The organism is Azospirillum sp. UENF 112521, from assembly GCF_058780665.1.
Genome location: NZ_JBSNCI010000002.1, coordinates 2,197,678 through 2,213,807, shown reverse-complemented (window position 1 = coordinate 2,213,807; position 16,130 = coordinate 2,197,678). Strand labels below are relative to the sequence as shown.

At 68.4% G+C, this 16,130-nt stretch carries 15 protein-coding genes; 7 read left to right on the top strand and 8 right to left on the bottom strand.

Features of this window, described 5'->3' with window-relative positions:
* Nucleotides 1-24 precede the first annotated feature (24 nt).
* From ACWPN8_RS12835 to ACWPN8_RS12820, 4 genes are all read right to left on the bottom strand, one after another.
* The gene (locus tag ACWPN8_RS12835) at nucleotides 25-654 is read right to left on the bottom strand and encodes an HAD family hydrolase (protein ID WP_492241006.1); all 630 of its coding nucleotides are present in this window, start codon (nucleotides 652-654) and stop codon (nucleotides 25-27) included.
* A gap of 13 nt (nucleotides 655-667) precedes the next feature.
* Nucleotides 668-1,447, bottom strand: coding sequence for a DsbA family protein (locus ACWPN8_RS12830; RefSeq protein WP_492241005.1), 780 nt, complete (start codon nucleotides 1,445-1,447; stop codon nucleotides 668-670).
* Nucleotides 1,448-1,591: 144 nt separating this feature from the next.
* Nucleotides 1,592-3,022, bottom strand: a complete 1,431-nt coding sequence (locus tag ACWPN8_RS12825) for an esterase-like activity of phytase family protein (protein WP_492241004.1) — start codon at nucleotides 3,020-3,022, stop codon at nucleotides 1,592-1,594.
* A 162-nt stretch (nucleotides 3,023-3,184) separates the two neighbouring features.
* Complete coding sequence (locus ACWPN8_RS12820) at nucleotides 3,185-4,561, bottom strand: M48 family metalloprotease (RefSeq protein WP_098739175.1); 1,377 nt, start codon at nucleotides 4,559-4,561, stop codon at nucleotides 3,185-3,187.
* 67 nt (nucleotides 4,562-4,628) lie between these two features.
* On the opposite strand from ACWPN8_RS12820, the gene ACWPN8_RS12815 reads away from it, so the two are divergent.
* Both ACWPN8_RS12815 and ACWPN8_RS12810 read left to right on the top strand, forming a co-directional pair.
* Nucleotides 4,629-5,948, top strand: a complete 1,320-nt coding sequence (locus tag ACWPN8_RS12815) for a gamma-glutamyltransferase (protein WP_247872923.1) — start codon at nucleotides 4,629-4,631, stop codon at nucleotides 5,946-5,948.
* A 55-nt stretch (nucleotides 5,949-6,003) separates the two neighbouring features.
* Nucleotides 6,004-7,167 carry a pyridoxal phosphate-dependent aminotransferase gene (locus tag ACWPN8_RS12810; RefSeq protein WP_109445601.1) on the top strand — a complete coding sequence of 388 codons (1,164 nt, stop codon included), beginning with the start codon at nucleotides 6,004-6,006 and terminating at the stop codon, nucleotides 7,165-7,167.
* A gap of 51 nt (nucleotides 7,168-7,218) precedes the next feature.
* On the opposite strand, the gene ACWPN8_RS12805 is transcribed toward ACWPN8_RS12810, so the two are convergent.
* Nucleotides 7,219-7,956, bottom strand: a complete 738-nt coding sequence (locus ACWPN8_RS12805; protein ID WP_109445603.1) for an SDR family NAD(P)-dependent oxidoreductase — start codon at nucleotides 7,954-7,956, stop codon at nucleotides 7,219-7,221.
* Nucleotides 7,957-8,270: 314 nt separating this feature from the next.
* On the opposite strand from ACWPN8_RS12805, the gene ACWPN8_RS12800 reads away from it, so the two are divergent.
* The gene (locus ACWPN8_RS12800; protein WP_492241002.1) at nucleotides 8,271-9,506 is read left to right on the top strand and encodes a ChaN family lipoprotein; all 1,236 of its coding nucleotides are present in this window, start codon (nucleotides 8,271-8,273) and stop codon (nucleotides 9,504-9,506) included.
* Nucleotides 9,507-9,514: 8 nt separating this feature from the next.
* Here the strand turns inward: ACWPN8_RS12800 and ACWPN8_RS12795 are convergent, their stop codons facing one another.
* A complete protein-coding gene (locus ACWPN8_RS12795) occupies nucleotides 9,515-10,123 on the bottom strand; it encodes an NUDIX hydrolase (protein ID WP_109445605.1) in 609 nt (202 codons plus the stop codon).
* A gap of 147 nt (nucleotides 10,124-10,270) precedes the next feature.
* Here ACWPN8_RS12795 and ACWPN8_RS12790 point away from each other — a divergent pair, with 147 nt between their 5' ends.
* From ACWPN8_RS12790 to ACWPN8_RS12775, 4 genes are all read left to right on the top strand, one after another.
* Nucleotides 10,271-11,731 carry a DNA recombination protein RmuC gene (locus ACWPN8_RS12790; RefSeq protein ID WP_492241000.1) on the top strand — a complete coding sequence of 487 codons (1,461 nt, stop codon included), beginning with the start codon at nucleotides 10,271-10,273 and terminating at the stop codon, nucleotides 11,729-11,731.
* An 82-nt stretch (nucleotides 11,732-11,813) separates the two neighbouring features.
* The gene (locus ACWPN8_RS12785; protein WP_492240998.1) at nucleotides 11,814-12,017 is read left to right on the top strand and encodes a hypothetical protein; all 204 of its coding nucleotides are present in this window, start codon (nucleotides 11,814-11,816) and stop codon (nucleotides 12,015-12,017) included.
* Nucleotides 12,018-12,193: 176 nt separating this feature from the next.
* A complete protein-coding gene (locus ACWPN8_RS12780; RefSeq protein WP_492240997.1) occupies nucleotides 12,194-14,218 on the top strand; it encodes a methyl-accepting chemotaxis protein in 2,025 nt (674 codons plus the stop codon).
* 148 nt (nucleotides 14,219-14,366) lie between these two features.
* On the top strand, nucleotides 14,367-14,567 hold the full coding sequence (locus ACWPN8_RS12775) for a hypothetical protein (RefSeq protein ID WP_247879685.1): 201 nt from the start codon (nucleotides 14,367-14,369) through the stop codon (nucleotides 14,565-14,567).
* Between the two features lie 19 nt (nucleotides 14,568-14,586).
* Here ACWPN8_RS12775 and ACWPN8_RS12770 read toward each other — a convergent pair whose 3' ends face one another.
* Nucleotides 14,587-15,663, bottom strand: a complete 1,077-nt coding sequence (locus tag ACWPN8_RS12770; protein WP_492240995.1) for a hypothetical protein — start codon at nucleotides 15,661-15,663, stop codon at nucleotides 14,587-14,589.
* A gap of 171 nt (nucleotides 15,664-15,834) precedes the next feature.
* Complete coding sequence (locus ACWPN8_RS12765; RefSeq protein WP_109445615.1) at nucleotides 15,835-16,056, bottom strand: DUF1150 family protein; 222 nt, start codon at nucleotides 16,054-16,056, stop codon at nucleotides 15,835-15,837.
* Between the last annotated feature and the right edge of the window lie 74 nt (nucleotides 16,057-16,130).

Genomic DNA, 16,130 nt, shown 5'->3' with positions numbered 1-16,130 from the left:
GGCGGGAGCAACGGCTCCCCCGCGTCACAGCATTCCCAGCGACTCCAAGTCCCGCCGCAGCGCCTCGGCGCCCATGAACAGGTGCGCCGACATGCCCACCGACTTCGCCGCCTCGACATTGTCGGGGTTGTCGTCGATGAAATAGCAGTCCTTCGGTTCGAGTCCGTAACGATCTGTCAGCAGCCGATAGATCGCCGGATCGGGCTTCACCAGCCGTTCCGCACCCGAAACGATGATTCCGTCGAAGCCGTTCAGGAAGTCGAAGCGCTTGCGCGTCAGCTCGAACTTGTCGACCGAGAAGTTGGTGATGGCATAGACGGGGACGCCGCGGGCCTTCAATTCCGCCAGGATCTCCGGGGTGCCGGGGATCGGGCGGGGCACCATGCGTTCCCACATGTCGTCATAGGCGCGGATCAGCTCGGCGCAATCCGGATGCTCTTCGGTCAGCAGGGCGACCGCATCCTTCCAGGGGCGGCCGCGGTCCTGCTCAAGGTTCCAGGCGGGGGTGCAGACCCCGTCGAGGAAATCCTCCATCAGGTCTTCGTAGCCATCGAACAGCTCGCGGTAGAGATGCCGCGGATCCCATTCGATCAGCACCTGCCCGACGTCGAAAACGACGATGGACGGCTTGGCCCGCTCGGTCATTCCGGTCATCGAACGATCCGCCTCAACCCTTGGCACGGGCGGCGTCGGTCAGCCGCTTCATGTCGTCCAGCTTGATGGCGCCCGGCACCAGCTCGTCACCGAAGATGAAGGCGGGGGTGCCGCGGATGCTCAGCTTCTCGGCCAGCGCCTGGTTGGCGGCGATCACCTTCAGCACGTCCGGCGATTCCATGTCCTTCTTCAGCCGGTCGGTGTCGAGCCCGACCGACTTGGCCAGCCGCATGATGACCGCCTCGTCCAGCTGGCCGCGCTGGGCCATCAGGGCATTGTGGAATTCGACATATTTGCCCTGCCCACGGGAGGCGAGCGCCGCCTTGGAGGCGACCAGGGAGGCCGGCCCCAGGATCGGGAATTCCTTCAGCACGAAGCGCAGCTTGGGATCGCCCTTGATCAGCGACTGGGTGTCGGCCTGCACCGCCTTGCAGTAGCCGCACTGGTAATCGAAGAACTCCACGACCGTGACGTCGCCCTGCGGGTTGCCGATGACCGGATCGGCGGGGTTGCGGAGCAGTTCCTGCTTGTTCTCGGTCAGCGCCTTGCGGGCCTGTTCGGCCTCCGCCGTCTTCTGGCGCTCCTGCATGGCGTCAACGGCCTGCAGGATCACCTCCGGATGCTCCATCAGGTAGTCGCGGACGATCTTCTCGATGGCGGCCTTCTGGTTGCCGTCGAAGCTCGCCGATTGCGCATGGGCCGGAGCGACGGCGGACAGCGCCAGCGCCGCAACGGGCAGGGCGAGCAGGGCGGAACGCAGGAACGGCAGGGCGGGGCGCATAAGGCGGCGCATGGGGGGCGGTCTCCGAAACGCGAAGGACATTGGGCCGAAGGCCGCCCACACTGGACCGACAATCCGGCCCGGACAAGCGCAAAACGCCTGCCCGGACCTCACGTTTCAGCGAGCGGTCAGTCTTCAGCCGTCAGCCGTCAGCCGTCAGCGGGCGCGCAGCAGTTCGCCCACCGACAGCAGCGCCATCTCGTCCCCGTCTGCCCTGCCGATGGTCCGGCCGGTGGAATAGGGCAGGTTGTTGTCGTTGACGACGACGATGTGGTCGGCATCGACGATGTTCACCCCCTCCGGCCCGAGATGGGGCATGACGAAGCGGCCTTCCGGCGCCTGGTCGGCGCGGGCCTTGTGGTCGGGGTCGGCAATGTCGGTCAGGTCGATGTAGCCGACCTTGCGGACGAAGCCGTCGGCATCCGCCCCGGCGATGTCGATCTTGTAGATGCGCTTGAAGGCGGCCGGCGCGTTGAAGCAGTCCGGCTTGATTTCGCCCTGGCAGGCCTGGGTCTTCGCCCCTTCGGTGGTGTCGTCGCGCTCGATCACCAGGGCGCTGCCGGCGTCGATCATCGCCATGTCAGCGACGACGTTGGCGTTGTCCTCCAGCCTGTACTTCCACGACTTGCCGGTGTACGTGCGGCTGGCGACGTCAAACTCCAGGACGCGGGTGTACGCTCGGCCGTCCTTGCTCTCGAAGGCATTGGCGGCGGCATTCCACAGCGGGCCTTCCAGCGACGGGTACAGCGTCTTGCCGTCCGGCGATACGCCCATCGGCTCGAACCCGCGGGAGCGGCGGACCTCGAAGCTGACGGTGCCCGGCACCGCCGGCAGGCCGTTGTTGCGGTAATGGTCGGGCGAGCGCGCCGGCTTGCCGTCGATCACCGTCTCATGCACCGCGATCACCACGCCGTCCCGGCTCAGCTCCAGGATATAGGGGCCGAACTCGTCGCCGATGAACAGGCGGTCGTTCTGGACCACCAGCGATTCCGGATCGAAATCGGCACCGGTCAGGTAGCGGCTGCCGGTGTTCTCGTTGACAATGGCGAAGGGGACCTTGCGGTCGGGATCGCGCAGGAAGGTCGTTTCCAGCCGTTGCATGGCGCCGCTCCGCCAGTCCGGCTTGACGCGGTGGACCATCAGCAGCGCATCGACCGAGTTCACCTTGCTGCCGAAGCCGTTGTCGGTCAGCGCCAGGAACTCGCCATTCGGTTGCGGCACGACGGCGGAGAAGCCCTGGACCGCCTGGCCTGCGACCGGCAGCAGGATTTCCGTCTCTCGCGGAGCCTTCGGGTCGGCGGCGAAGGATGTGGCGCGGATGGTGCCCACGGCATCGACGCGCTTGCGGTCGGCATTGGTGAACTTGCCGGCGGTGGCGAACAGCGGACCGGCATCGGCCGGCGCCTGCACCAGCGTGTCGGCCGGCAACACCGCATGGCCGGCGAGTGTGGCGGGATAGCGCTTGGCCTGCTGGTCCTGCGCCTGGGCCGCGGCAACGGTCAGGCTGGCGGACATCAGGGCGACGGTGGCAAGCAGGGTGCCGCGCCAGGACGGGAGGCGCCAGGACGGCAGGCGGACTGACGGCATGCGGTGTACTCCGTGGACGGAACCGCGCGCCCTGTTTCACTCAGGCGCGCTCGATGTCCGCGGAATAGCAAGCGGCGATGACGTGGCCGGGACGGTTCAATGACCGTTGCGTTACCGGAAGGACGCTTTAGTCATATGACCCGTGCTTCGCCGGCAATCCCGTCAGCGCTCCGGCTTGTCGGCCCCGCCGGTCTGGCCGCGGATGTCCTGGGCGCGCAGCCAGCCGGGCGATCCGGCAGGCAGCATCCTTTCCGCCCGCTCTGCCTGGGCCTTGGCCATCGGCATGTCGCCTCTGGCCAGCGCCTCTTCCGCCGTGGCGTAGGCGACCATGCCGTCGTTCTTCTTCATGCTCCAGGCCTGGGCGGTCAGCCGCCACAGGAAGGCTGACTGCGCCTTGCCCTTGGACGCGATCTGCAAATTCTTCAGCGCCTCGTCGGCCAGACGGGGGTCATGCTGTTCCAGCAGGGCATGGGCGAGGGAGACCCGGATCGTTCCGGCATCGGAACCGGCCATCTCCACGGCCTTCCGATAGGGGGCCACCGCATCCGGCGCCCGGCCGGTCTGCAGCATCAAATCGCCCTTCATCTCGTAGAGATAGGGATTCTTCGGTTCGTCGGCGATCAGCCCGTCGACCAGCGGCGTCGCCTGCTTGACATCGCCCTGGCGGAAATAAGCATAGGCGCGACCGTAGCGGGCGGCCGGCGACGGATCGTTCACCTTGTAGCGGACCAGGGCGCCGCGCGGGTCGAGATAGCCGTAAAGCTTGGCCTGGACGCGCCGCAGGTCGGCCTCCGTCGCCGATGGCAGCTGGGCATTGCTGTAGCGGGAGCGGGCGACGAAGGCCTTCACCGCGTCGATGCGCTCGCGCGTCAGCGGGTGGGTCAGGCGATAGCCGGCGTCGCGGTCGTTCATCAGCGGGTCGTTGACGCCCAGCTTCTCAAGGAAGGTCTCCATGCCCTTTGCGGAGATGCCCGACTGTTCCAGGAAGGACAGGCCGGCCTGATCGGCCGACGCCTCCTGCGTGCGGGAGAAGGACAGGTAGTTCCGCTCCGCCAGATGCTGGCCCAGCATGACGCCGGCCGCACCGGCACCGGCATTCCGCGAGGCCAAGCCGCCGGCGATGCCGAGACCCATGCCGAGCAGCGAGGCGAGGAAGGCGTTGTCCATCGCCTCCGCCCCGCGGACCAGATGGCCGCCGGAGATGTGGCCGGTTTCATGCGCGATGACGCCCAGCAACTGGTCGGCGTTGTCGACGTCCAGCAGCAGCCCGGTGTGGATGAAGATGTTCTGTCCGCCAGCGACGAAGGCGTTCACCGTCGGATCGTTGATCAACAGAATCTGCACCGAGTCCGGGTCGATGCCGGCCGCCTGGAAGATTGGCCGGGCCATCTTGCGGATGATATGGTCCGTCTCGGCGTCGCTGAGGATTTGCATCTCGGAGCGGCGCTGCGCGCTCGCCGGTGGCGCTCCCCACACCAGCGACATCAGACATACGGACATGATGGCGACGACCGAAACCAGCCTGCTGGGCTTGCGCACCGTGACGACCTCCGGCTTGGAACAGCGGACTCCCCCGCACGACCGGCGGAGCCCGCGACACACTCGCTTGCAAATCTGGCAACGGTTGGGCGCGGTTGCCATAGCTGCATCACTGCTGACAGGCTGCGTCAACACCAAGTTCAAGACCGATGCCACGGTGCAGAGCTTCGTCGTCGCCGACGAGCCCTATGCCGCCGGCGTCGGTCGTGACGTCATTGCCCAGGGCGGCAAGGCCGGCGACGCGGTCGCGGCGATGGCCCTGGCGATGACTGCCAGCCTGCCGTCGCGCGTCGGGCTGGCCGGCGGCGGCGTCTGCGTGCTGTTCGACGCTGCCTCGAAAAAGGCCCGCACCATCGATTTCCTGCCGCGCCCGGCCGGTGCCGGCGGTGTCGCCATGCCGGCGATGGCGCGCGGCCTCTTCGCCGTCCAGGCGGCGGCCGGCGTAATGCGCTGGGAGCAGGTCGTCGCCCCGGCCGAACAGCTGGCCCAGTTCTCCCCCGGTCTCAGCCGCGCGCTGGTGCAGGATCTCGGCAGCTTCGGCGGGCGGCTGGCGCCCGACTCGGACACGAGGCGGCGCTTCCTCGGCGGCGGCACTCCGGCGGTTGGCGCCGTGGTCGGCCAGCCGGAGCTGGCGGCAACCCTGTCGGTCCTGCGCCGCCAGGGGGTGGGTGCCTTCTACAACGGGCCGCTCGCCGCGACGGTGGCCCAGGGCACCGGCATCGACCCGGCGCAGCTGCGGGCCTACCAGCCGCGCGTCGGCGGCACGCTGACCGTGCCCTTCGACATTTCCGACCTGCATGTTCCCGACCTGAACGAGCCCGAGTCCGGCGCCGCCCTGGTCCAGGCCTGGAAGGCTGTCGCCTCTCTGCCGCCGGCCGAGCGCGCCACGCGTGCCGCGCAGCTGCTGGGCGCCACCGGCAAGGGGCCGACCGCTGCCGGGGCCGGCGTGATGGTGATCGATCCCGACGAGAACGGTGCGGCCTGTGCCTTTACACAGGGGGCGCCCTTCGGCACCGGCCGCGGCATTGCCGGAACCGGCATGCTGGTGGCCCAGGACGTGGACCGCGGCGGCTTCGGCGCGCCGGCCCTGATCGCCAACTCCATCATTGGCCGCACCCTGTTCGCCGGGGTCGGCACCGCCAACGGCGACGACGGCCCGGCGGCTGGTCCGGCGGCTCTGCTGTCGGTTGCCCTTCCCGCCGGCCTGGAGGACAAGTCCACCGCCGCCCAGATCCAGGCGGCCCGTCCGCAATCCATCCCCGGACGCGCCAGCTTCGTCGGCTGCCGGGTTTCGGTGGAGGATGGGATCCGCTATTGCCAGGCGGCGAACGATCCGCGTGCCGGCAGCCTCGCGTTGACGGTGGAAAGCGAGCGCAAGCGGGACTGAGTCCCGGACAATAATGGCCCGGCCCAAGGCCGGCGACAGGTAGAGACGGACGATCATGAGCAAGCAGCCCAAGGTTTCCAAGCGGGGCGCCATTCCGCCCTTTTTCGTGATGGAAGTGATGCGCGCCGCGGCCGAGCGCGAGGCCGCCGGCCTGGAGGTCCTGCACATGGAGGTGGGGCAGCCGTCCAGCGGCGCGCCGAAGGGCGTGGTGCAGGCGGCGGCCAGCGCGGTGGTCGGCAGCGATCCGCTGGGCTACACCGGGGCGCTCGGTATCCCGCCGCTGCGCGCCGCCATCGCCAAATGGCACAGGGACCGCTACGGCGTCGAGGTGCCTGAAGGCCGGGTGGTCGTCACCACCGGGTCATCGGGTGCGTTCCAGCTGGGCTTTCTCGCCGCCTTCGATCCGGGCGACCGGGTGGCGATGGCATCGCCCAGCTATCCGGCCTACCGCCACACCCTGACCGCGGCCGGCGTGATTCCTGTCGAGCTGCCGACCGGGCCGGAACATCGCTTCCAGCCGACCATCGAATTGCTTGAGGCGCTCGACGAGCCGGTGCAGGGGCTGATCGTCGCCAGCCCGGCCAACCCGACCGGCACGATGCTGAGCCGGGAGGAACTGACCGCCCTGTCCGACTGGTGCCGCGCCAACGGCGTGCGCATGGTGTCGGACGAGATCTACCACGGCCTGACCTATGGCACCGACGCGGTCACCGCGGCCGAGGTCAACGATCAGGCTCTGGTGGTCAACAGCTTCTCCAAGTATTTCTCGATGACCGGCTGGCGTCTGGGCTGGATGATCGTTCCCGACGACCTGCTGCGCTCCGTCGAATGTCTGGCGCAGAACCTGTTCATCTCGGCGCCGACGTTGAGCCAGGTCTCGGCGGTCGCCGCCTTCGACTGCACGGAAGAGCTGGACGGCCACGTCGCCCGCTATGCCCGCAACCGCGCGCTGCTGCTGGAGGAACTGCCGAAGGCGGGCTTCACCAAGATGGCCCCGGCCGACGGCGCCTTCTACATCTATGCCGACGTGTCGGACATGACCGACGACAGCGAGGCGCTGGCGAAGCAGATCCTGGAAGAGACGGGCATCGCCTGCACCCCCGGCATCGATTTCGACACCGCCCGTGGCCGCCGTTTCCTGCGCTTCAGCTTCGCCGGGTCGGAAGCAACCATCGCCGAGGCGGCGCGGCGGCTGATCGCCTGGCGGGGCGGGAAGTAGGACGTTTTCCGGTGGGGGCCTTCGCTGCGGCGGCCCCCGCCTTTCCCTCGTTCAGAACAGATGCTGGCCGCCGGTGATGAAGGTCTCCGTCCCCGTCACATAGGCCGAGTCCGAGCCGCACAAGTAGAAGATCACCGCGGCGACATCCTCCGGCGTGCCCATGCGCTTCAGCGGGATGCGCGGGATCAGCACATCATATTCCGGGCCGGTCATCGCCGTTTCGATCTCGCCAGGAGCCACCGCGTTGACGCGGACGCCGATCTCCGCGAACTCCACCGCCATTTCGCGGGTCAGGCCGGACAGCGCCGCCTTCGAGGTCGAATAGGCCGAGCCGGCGAAGGGATGCACCGAATGGCCGGCGATGGAGGTGACGTTGACGATCGCCCCTTTCCCCCGCGACAGCGGAGCGGCGAAGCCGCGGGCCAGAACCAGGGCGGCGAAGAAGTTCAGCTCGAACACCCGGTGCCAGCCCTCGATCGAGCCGTTCAGGCAGCCGAGCCGCTCCTTGATCGGCGTCTTGGGCGAGATGCCGGCGTTGTTGATCAGGGCGTGCAGCGGTGCGCCGTCCAGCGCCTTGTTCGCCTCCTCGACGAAGGCGGCGCGGCTGGCAGGGTCCGACAGGTCGGCCGGGATGTGGTGGGTCCAGTTGGGATCGCGGCGGCAATGGGCCGGCACATCCTCGCGCGAGCACGAGATCACGCGCCAGCCTTCGTTGCTGAACCGGGTGACGGTGGCGTGTCCGATACCCCGGCTGGCGCCGGTGAGAATGACGACTTTGCGGTGCGGCATGGGGGGCTGCGCTTCACGAATGATTGCGGTCGGCGGGGAAAGCGGACGCCCTGGGAACGGCCTCGGGAGTTCCGGATGGGAGGATCGAAGGCCCCTCATCCGCCGGTGGTCCACCGCCTGCGGCGATCCTACCCGCCGCCGCATCGCCTGTCATCCGCCAGTATGCCAGCTTCTCCCGGCTCCCCGGTCGGCTCCGGGGGCGGCATATGGCGCGGCGGAAGGCGCGGCAGAACGACGCAATCCGCGGCCTTGTCCATTGACGTTGCGTCCGGCAGCGCCAACCTTGGCGAATCCCCGCAAGACGGAGCCAGCCCTTGCCGCGCCAGCCCTTCCGTCCCCTTGCGTCCCTATTGCGCCGTCGCCTTGCCCTGATGACCGTCACGGCGCTGTCCATGACGGCGGCGGCCGGCTGGGCTGCGGAGCCGGTGCGGGTCGCCTGCGTGCCGCCCGGCGTCTGGGCCGACAGTGCCGGTGCTGCGGTGGAGCCGGTGCCGCTGCTGCGCCGCCTTGCCGAGGCGCCTGTGGTCCTGCTGGGGGAGCAGCATGACAAGGCTGACCACCATCGCTGGCAACTGCACACCCTTGCCGGCCTTCATGCGCTGAACCCCGACCTTGCCGTGGGCATGGAGATGCTGCCGCGCCGGCTGCAACCGGTGCTCGACCGCTGGGCAGTGGGCGAGATGACGGAGGGCGAGTTCCTGAAGACGACGGACTGGCGCACGGTCTGGGGCTTCGACCCGCAATTCTACCTGCCGATCCTGCAATTCGCCCGCCTGCATCGGCTGCCGGTGGTGGCGCTGAATGTGGAACGGTCGCTGATCGGCCGCACCGCACGCAACGGCTGGGCCACCGTCCCGGAGGCGGAGCGCGAGGGCGTCGGCAATCCGGCCGCCCCGACGGAGGCCTACCGCAACCGCCTGACCGAGACGCTGGCGGCGCACGATCGCTCCGAAGCCCGTTCCGCCGCACCTGCCGACGCGCCCGACAGCGCGGTCAAGCGCTTCATCGAGGCGCAAGGCGTCTGGGACCGTGCGATGGCGGAAAAGATCGCCGAGACCCGCCGCAACACCGGCCGTCTCGTGGTTGGCATCCTGGGGGAGGGGCACATCGCCCGCCGTGACGGCGTTCCGCACCAGCTGGCCGATCTCGGCATCGCCGATGCGGCCGTGCTGCTGCCTTGGGACGCCGACCGCGACTGCGGCGAGCTGGATGGCCGCATCGCCGATGCGGTGTTCGGCCTGGGGCCGGAACGGGAGGATGCGGAGCCGCAGCGCCCCAAGCTGGGCGTGCAACTCGACCCCGGTCCGGAGGGCATCATGGTGGGGGCGGTGAGCAGCGGCAGCGTGGCCGCGGCGGCGGGCCTGCGCACCGGCGACCGCATCCTGATCGCCGCCGGCATGCCGGTGCGCGCGCCAGCCGATCTGGTCGCGGTGATCCGCCGGCAGGCGCCGGGCACCTGGCTGCCGCTGACCATCCGGCGCGACGGGGCGGAGCAGGAATTGGTGGCGAAGTTCCCGGTGGACGGGGCAGCGCACCCGCCCCAACCCTGACCTGGCCCTTACAGCATCTTCTCCCACCGGGCGAGCGCGTCCGGCGTGGGGTTGACCGCAGGTGCGCAGTCGGAGCGGCCGAGCCGCTCATGATGTTCGCGCAGTGCCCAGACGACGGTGGGGAAGGCAAGCTCGTCCCAGGGGATGTCCTTCCACTCGAACAGGCCGACCTCCAGGCTTTCCGGGCCGGGCTCCACATCGGGCGAGAGCAGGCGGGCGCGGAAGATCATCTGGACCTGGCTGATGCGCGGGATGTCGTAGATCGCCAGCAGATGGTCGATGTCGATGCGCGCCCGCGCCTCTTCCCAGGCCTCGCGGGCAGCGCCGTCGCGGGTGCTCTCGCGCTCTTCCATATAGCCGGCCGGCAGGGTCCAGTAGCCCTTGCGCGGCTCGATGGAACGGCGGCAGAGCAGGATGCGGCCATCCTCCCAGGTCGCCACGGCACCCACCACGATCAGCGGGTTCTGATAGGCGATGTAGCCGCAGTCCGGGCACATCAGCCGCTCCCGATCCTCGCCGGGCGGGATGGCGCGGACACGCGGGCCACCGCAGTCCGGGCTGCAATCGTACTTGCCGTTATCGGGGGATTTGTCGTCGGGGAGAGTATCGTCGGGCATGGCTTCCGATATGGCGCGGCCTCCTTGGTTGGGCAAGCGGAGAAAGCGAAAGCCGGGCCGGCGCGGTCCTTGGTACGTTCGCGCCCTGTTCCAATTCGCGATTCGTTCCGATAGGCTGCTCCCATTCCAGAGCTGAGGGGATTTGGGGTGACGCAGTTCCTGGTCAACGGGATGGTGGTGGACGGTCTGTCGCTGGGCATCGGGCTGGCGGCCGGTCTGCTGCTGGGCGCCGCCGTCGCCTGGGCGGTGCTGCGCGCCGCTGCCGGCCGGGCCGAGGCGGCCGCTGCCGTCCTGCATGCCGAGTTCGCCACCCGCCTCGACCTCGCCGAGCGGACCGAGGGCGACCTGCGCGAGGAGATCGAGGCGCGCGACCACCAGATCGCCCGCCTGCATGGCGAGGTCGCCGGCGCCCGCGAACGCCATGCCCAGCTGTCCACCCGGCTGGAGGCCGAACGGACCGCGGCGGCGGAGAAGATGGCGCTGTTGGAGCGCGCGCAAGCGGCGTTGGCCGACAGCTTCAAGGCGCTGTCGGCGGAGGCGCTGCACCAGAACAACCGCAGCTTCCTCGATCTGGCGCGGGAGACGCTGGCCGGCTTCCAGGAGCAGGCGAAGGGCGACCTCGACAAGCGGCAAACGGCCATCGCCGCCATCGTCGATCCGGTGCGCCAGAGTTTGGAGGCGATGGACCGGCAGATCCGCGACCTGGAAAGCACGCGGGCGGGAGCCTATGAGGGGTTGAAGCAACAGGTGCTGTCGCTGGTGGAGACGCAGAGCGCGCTCAGGGCGGAAACCGGCAACCTGGTCCGGGCTCTCCGCACGCCGGCGGCGCGCGGGCGCTGGGGTGAAATCCAGCTGCGCCGGGTCTGCGAGATGGCGGGGATGCTCGACCACTGCGATTTCGTCGAGCAGGTATCGGTCGACAGCGGCCGGCTGCGCCCCGACCTGATCGTTACGCTGCCCGGCGGCAAGACCCTTGTGGTCGATGCCAAGACCCCGCTGGAAGGCTATCTGGACGGCATCCAGGCGGTCGACGACACGGTCAGGCGCGATGGCATGGTCCGCCATGCCCGCCATGTGCGCGACCACATGAAGCAGCTCGGCACCAAGGGCTATTGGGACCAGTTCGACGACAGCCCGGAATTCGTCGTGCTGTTTCTGCCCGGCGAGAACTTCTTCTCGGCGGCGCTGGAGCAGGACCCGGCGCTGATCGAGGCCGGCATCGACCATCGCGTGATTCTGGCAACGCCCACCACCCTGATCGCCTTGCTGCGCGCCGTGGCCTATGGCTGGCGGCAGGAGCGGCTGGCCGACAACGCCCGCGAAATCAGCGCGCTCGGCGCCGAGCTGTACAAGCGGCTGTCCGACCTGGGTGGCCATATGGACCGGTTGGGCGGGCAGTTGGACAAGGCCGTCGGCTCCTACAACAGCGCGGTCGGCACGCTGGAATCGCGGGTGCTGGTCAGCGCGCGCCGGTTCCGCGACCTGCATGCCGCGCCGGACGGGACGGCGGAGATGCCCCTGCTCGAGCCGCTGGACCACAGCCCGCGCCGCCTGCAGGCGACGGAACTGCGCGCGGTGCCACCGGTCGAGACCACCGCGGCCGATTGAGGCATTCCGACCGATGGATGCAGAACCGTCGGCGTGCTATCCCTGCGGCCTGACAGGTTTATAGATGCGATGGAATCCGCCGATGACTGACCATGCAGCAACCGGCCAAACGGCAACCGAACAGACCGTCCGCTGCGACCGCTGTGCCCACCGCTATCCCGCCGCCGAGGAAGGGTGCCCGCGCTGCCGGTCGATTCGCCGCACCAACGCCGTCATCGTGGCGCTGCTGGTGATGCTGGTGATCCTGGCCCTGGTTGGCTGGGTCGGCACTTTGGTCTTGACCTGAGATCTACGCCGGCACTTTGGATGGTCTTTGCGCAGACGTTGCACAATCTGCGGGCAACGCGCACAACGAAACATCATTGCTGTTTTCCCCGATAATCGAGCAAGTTTTTTGCTTGTCATATTAGGGTTATTTTGAGAAGCAACCCCATGCCGTCGTTTCTGCGCAGGGGTTGCATAATGCTGAGAAACCTCCGGATTGCCGCGCTTACCAACCTGTTCGGGGTGGTGGTCACGCTGGGTTTCCTGGCGGTGGTCGTCACCGGTGCGCTGGCGATCCGCGAGCTGAAGGTGGGCGGCCCGATCTACCAGCGCATCGTGCTGGGCAAGGATCTCATCGCCGACATCCTGCCGCCGCCGGAATATGTGATCGAAGCCTATCTGGAGGCGACGCTGGCGATGAACGACCCGGCGTCGGTCGGGCAGCGCCGAGGGCGGCTGGCGCAACTGCGCAAGGATTATGACGAGCGGCATGAGTACTGGCTCAAGGAGAGCTTCGAGCCGTCGCTGCTCACCCAACTGACCCGGACCTCCCACACGCCGGTGATGCGCTTCTGGACCGAGGTGGAGACCAAGTTCCTGCCGGCGCTGGCCCGCAAGGACGAGGGGGCGGCGCGTGCCTCCTACGCGGTGATCGCCGAGGCCTATGCCGCCCACCGCGCCATCGTCGACCGCATCGTCGAGGACACCAACCGCTACAACAGCGAGACGGAGGTCTATGCCACCGGACGCGAGGACCTGTTCATGACCGCGGTGTGGGGCGTCTCGGCCCTGGTGCTGGCGGTCGTGGTGCTGGGCGTGTTCGGCATCCGGCGCCGGGTGGTGCGGCCGGTGGGCGAGCTGACCGTGGCGATGCGGGCCTTGGCGCAGGGCGACCTGACCGTCGCCATTCCCGGGGCCGACCGCGGTGACGAGGTCGGGGCGATGGCTCAGGCCCTGCGCGTCTTCAAGGAGAATGCGGAGGAGGCCCGGCGCCTGCACCGCCTGCGCGATGAGGAGCGCGAGCGGTCGGAGCGCGAAAAGCAGGCAGCCCTGCTGCGCATGGCCGAAACGGTCGAGATCGAGGCATCGAACGCCGTTGACGTGGTGGCCAGCCAGACCAGCCAGATGGCCGGCAATGCCACCCGCATGGCCGAATCGGCCCGCGCGGTCAGCGACAACAGCCAGACCGTCGCCGCGGCCGCGACCCAGGCGCTGTCGAACGCCCAGACCGTCGCCGCCGCATCGGAACAGTTGAGCGCCTCCATCCGCGAGATCGCGACCCAGATCGGCACCGCGACCACGATGACCGGCGACGCCGTCGGCGCCTCGATCCGGGCCGAGGAGACCATCCAGCGTCTGGCCGAGGCGGTGACCCGTATCGGCGAGGTGACGGACCTGATCAACGATGTCGCCGGCCAGACCAACCTGCTGGCGCTGAACGCCACCATCGAAGCGGCGCGCGCCGGCGAGGCGGGCAAGGGCTTCGCCGTCGTCGCCAGCGAGGTGAAGCAGCTGGCCGGCCAGACCGCGCGGGCGACGGACGAGATCGAAAGCCAGATCGCCGCCATCCAGGCGACAACGTCCGAGGCGGTGCGCGCCGTGCGCGCCATCGCCGAGCGGGTGCGCGGCGTCGAAACCGTGTCGGCCAACGTCGCCGCCGCCATCGAGGAGCAGGAAGCGGCGACCGGCGAGATCGCCCGCAATGTCGTCCAGACCTCCAACGCCGCGCAGGAGGTGGCGACCCGCATTGCCGCCGTCTCGCAGGAGGCGACTGCGACCGGCGAGCGTGCCAACGAGGTCAACAGCCTGTCCGTGAATGTCGCCGCCAGCATCGACCAGCTCCGCCGCGTGCTGATCGAAGCGATCCGCACGGCGACGCCGGAGGTGAACCGCCGGTCCGCCCCGCGCTATCCGCTGAACCGTCCCGGCCGGCTGTCGGTGGGCGGGCGCGAACTGCCGGTGACGGTGGACAACGCGTCGGAGGGTGGCGCCCAGCTGAGCGGGCTGCCGCAGGAGGCATGGTCCGGTCTGGCGGAGGGGAGCGCGCTGCGCATCGCCTTGCCGGGGCTGGAGCCGGTGGCTGCCGTTGTCCGGGGGCTGGATCGCGGCGGCGCCGGCCGGCTGCATGTCACTTTCACCCTGTCCGGCGCCGAGCGCGACCGCTTTGCCGCGCAGTTCGGCCGCAGCGTCGCCGGGCTGGCTGCGCTCGACCGTGCCGCCTGAACGGTTGCGGCTGCCGGCTAGCGGCTGCCCTGCGGCGGTCAGGGAATAACCTTAATTATGACAGTGATTTCATGACGGTTCGGCGGTTGCCGGGTTCAGAATGGCGGCGGTTCCTGGGCTGCCCGCCCGTTCTGAAAGCCTCTGCGCCATGGTCGAAACCACCGCCTGTCCCTATTGCGGGTCCGATTACGGGCATGGTCCCAACGACTGCCCGCTCTGCCGGTCCGCCCGGCGCAAGGATCTGGTGGTGCGCTGCGTCATCGGGCTGATGTTCCTTGTCCCGATCCTGACGCTGTTCGCCACCATCCTGCTGGACAACGGCATGGGCAAGATGCTGTCGATGGACTGATGTTGGGGCTTGACGGGGCCTACATGTGCCCGGTGCGTGCTGACTGTTCCAGCGCCTTGATGTGGGACAGGCCGGGCAGGATCTCCGATTTCACGAATTCCATGCGGCGGTTGGGACCGCCGCCGCCGCGGGCGAAGCGGTGCTTCCACAGGTTCATCTTCACCGCCAGACCGCACAGCACACCGCCAATGGTGACGTGGTGCGAGGCAATCAGCTCGCGGATCGACCGGAAGGTGTCGGCGTTGATGTCGCTCCAGAAATCCTTGGAGCGGTTGTCGAAGCTTTCGAACCGGCCGGTGATGGAGGTCGCGATGTCGGTCAGGTCGCGGGCGATCTCGTCGAGCATGCGCATCTGGCGGGAATCGCGCTTGACCTCGGCGGAGCTGCGGATCTCCTCCATCCAGCTGACGAAGCGCTGAACCTCCGGCACGATCTCGTCCAGGCATTTGCGGAAATAGGCGAGCGACAGGAAGATGTCGCCATATTCCTCGAGGAATTTCGGGATGTCGTTCAGCCCGATGTCCAGCCGGTCGGCCATCATGCGCAGGTTGCGCAGGGCCTCGTCCCGGTTGGGGTTGGCGAACAGCTGGATGATGTCGGTCACGTCGGCGACCTGAAGCTCCTCCGTGCCATAGACATATTCCATCAGCGGGCGGGTGAAGACCCGCATGTAGCTGGTCAGTTCGGCCTTCTTGCGGTCGGACAGGGTCAGCGATTCGACGTTGTTGACGTCGATGTTCAACCGCCGCAGCTCGATCCGCGAGGAATAGACGTCGAAGCTGGAGGCGGCGCCGATCTTCTCCAGCTTCACCAGGTCGCGTTCGATCTCGTCCTTGTAGGATTCGAAATAGGAGGGGATGTGGCGGGGAGATACTTGGCCGCTGCCGGCCTGGGCGTCGCGGAACATCTCCACCACGGTCTGAAGCCGGACATTCTTGATCAGGCGCGCGTGCTGAAGACCAGGCGTTTCCAGCGGGATCGCCGACAAAGGCAGGATGTGAAGGGAGTCGCGGGCCTCGTCGTCCCAGGTCTTGCGCTGTTCAGTATCGGGCGTGGACTTCGCGTCCGCCGCCGTATCGCTTGCCCCACCGTCCAACCGACCGTCTCCCACTGCCGTCTCGCGTCCCGTGCCGGCGATTATCGCAGAGCGCACCTTACAACAGGAGTCAGGGCTGACAAGGATCGAGATGTGGCGGATTGCCGCACAACAGGCCGCGGCAGGCCGAGAGGCGCGGGTGTCCTCCTGCCGGCGCGCCGCGGCGGGCGGTCAGTGGACGCTGACCGGCTCCATGTCGTTCTGGACGATGGCGGCGAAGGCCAGCTCGCGGTCGGCGACGACGCTCAGCGGCGTGCCGTCGGCGGCGTGGATGGCGAAGGCGGCGGCGCCGTCCACCTCCACCGGGCGGACATAGGCGACGTCGCCCAGGCCGAAGCTGGCGAAATCCTGGGTCGACAGCTGGCGCAGCTGGCTGTGGGTATCGTTCATCATGGTCTTGGTCTCCCGCGGCTCCCCGTCATGGGCGGCCGCGCGTGCAGAGTATCGGGGGCGAGGGTATCAGGGAA

Bases quoted from the DNA above. Each gene is read 5' to 3' on its own strand.
- ACWPN8_RS12825 (WP_492241004.1), bottom strand. From the start codon at position 3,022: ATGCCGTCAGTCCGCCTGCCGTCCTGGCGCCTCCCGTCCTGGCGCGGC.
- ACWPN8_RS12775 (WP_247879685.1), top strand. From the start codon at position 14,367: ATGGTCGAAACCACCGCCTGTCCCTATTGCGGGTCCGATTACGGGCAT.
- ACWPN8_RS12835 (WP_492241006.1), bottom strand. From the start codon at position 654: ATGACCGGAATGACCGAGCGGGCCAAGCCGTCCATCGTCGTTTTCGAC.
- ACWPN8_RS12780 (WP_492240997.1), top strand. From the start codon at position 12,194: ATGCTGAGAAACCTCCGGATTGCCGCGCTTACCAACCTGTTCGGGGTG.
- ACWPN8_RS12810 (WP_109445601.1), top strand. From the start codon at position 6,004: ATGAGCAAGCAGCCCAAGGTTTCCAAGCGGGGCGCCATTCCGCCCTTT.
- ACWPN8_RS12785 (WP_492240998.1), top strand. From the start codon at position 11,814: ATGACTGACCATGCAGCAACCGGCCAAACGGCAACCGAACAGACCGTC.
- ACWPN8_RS12830 (WP_492241005.1), bottom strand. From the start codon at position 1,447: ATGCGCCGCCTTATGCGCCCCGCCCTGCCGTTCCTGCGTTCCGCCCTG.
- ACWPN8_RS12805 (WP_109445603.1), bottom strand. From the start codon at position 7,956: ATGCCGCACCGCAAAGTCGTCATTCTCACCGGCGCCAGCCGGGGTATC.
- ACWPN8_RS12795 (WP_109445605.1), bottom strand. From the start codon at position 10,123: ATGCCCGACGATACTCTCCCCGACGACAAATCCCCCGATAACGGCAAG.
- ACWPN8_RS12765 (WP_109445615.1), bottom strand. From the start codon at position 16,056: ATGATGAACGATACCCACAGCCAGCTGCGCCAGCTGTCGACCCAGGAT.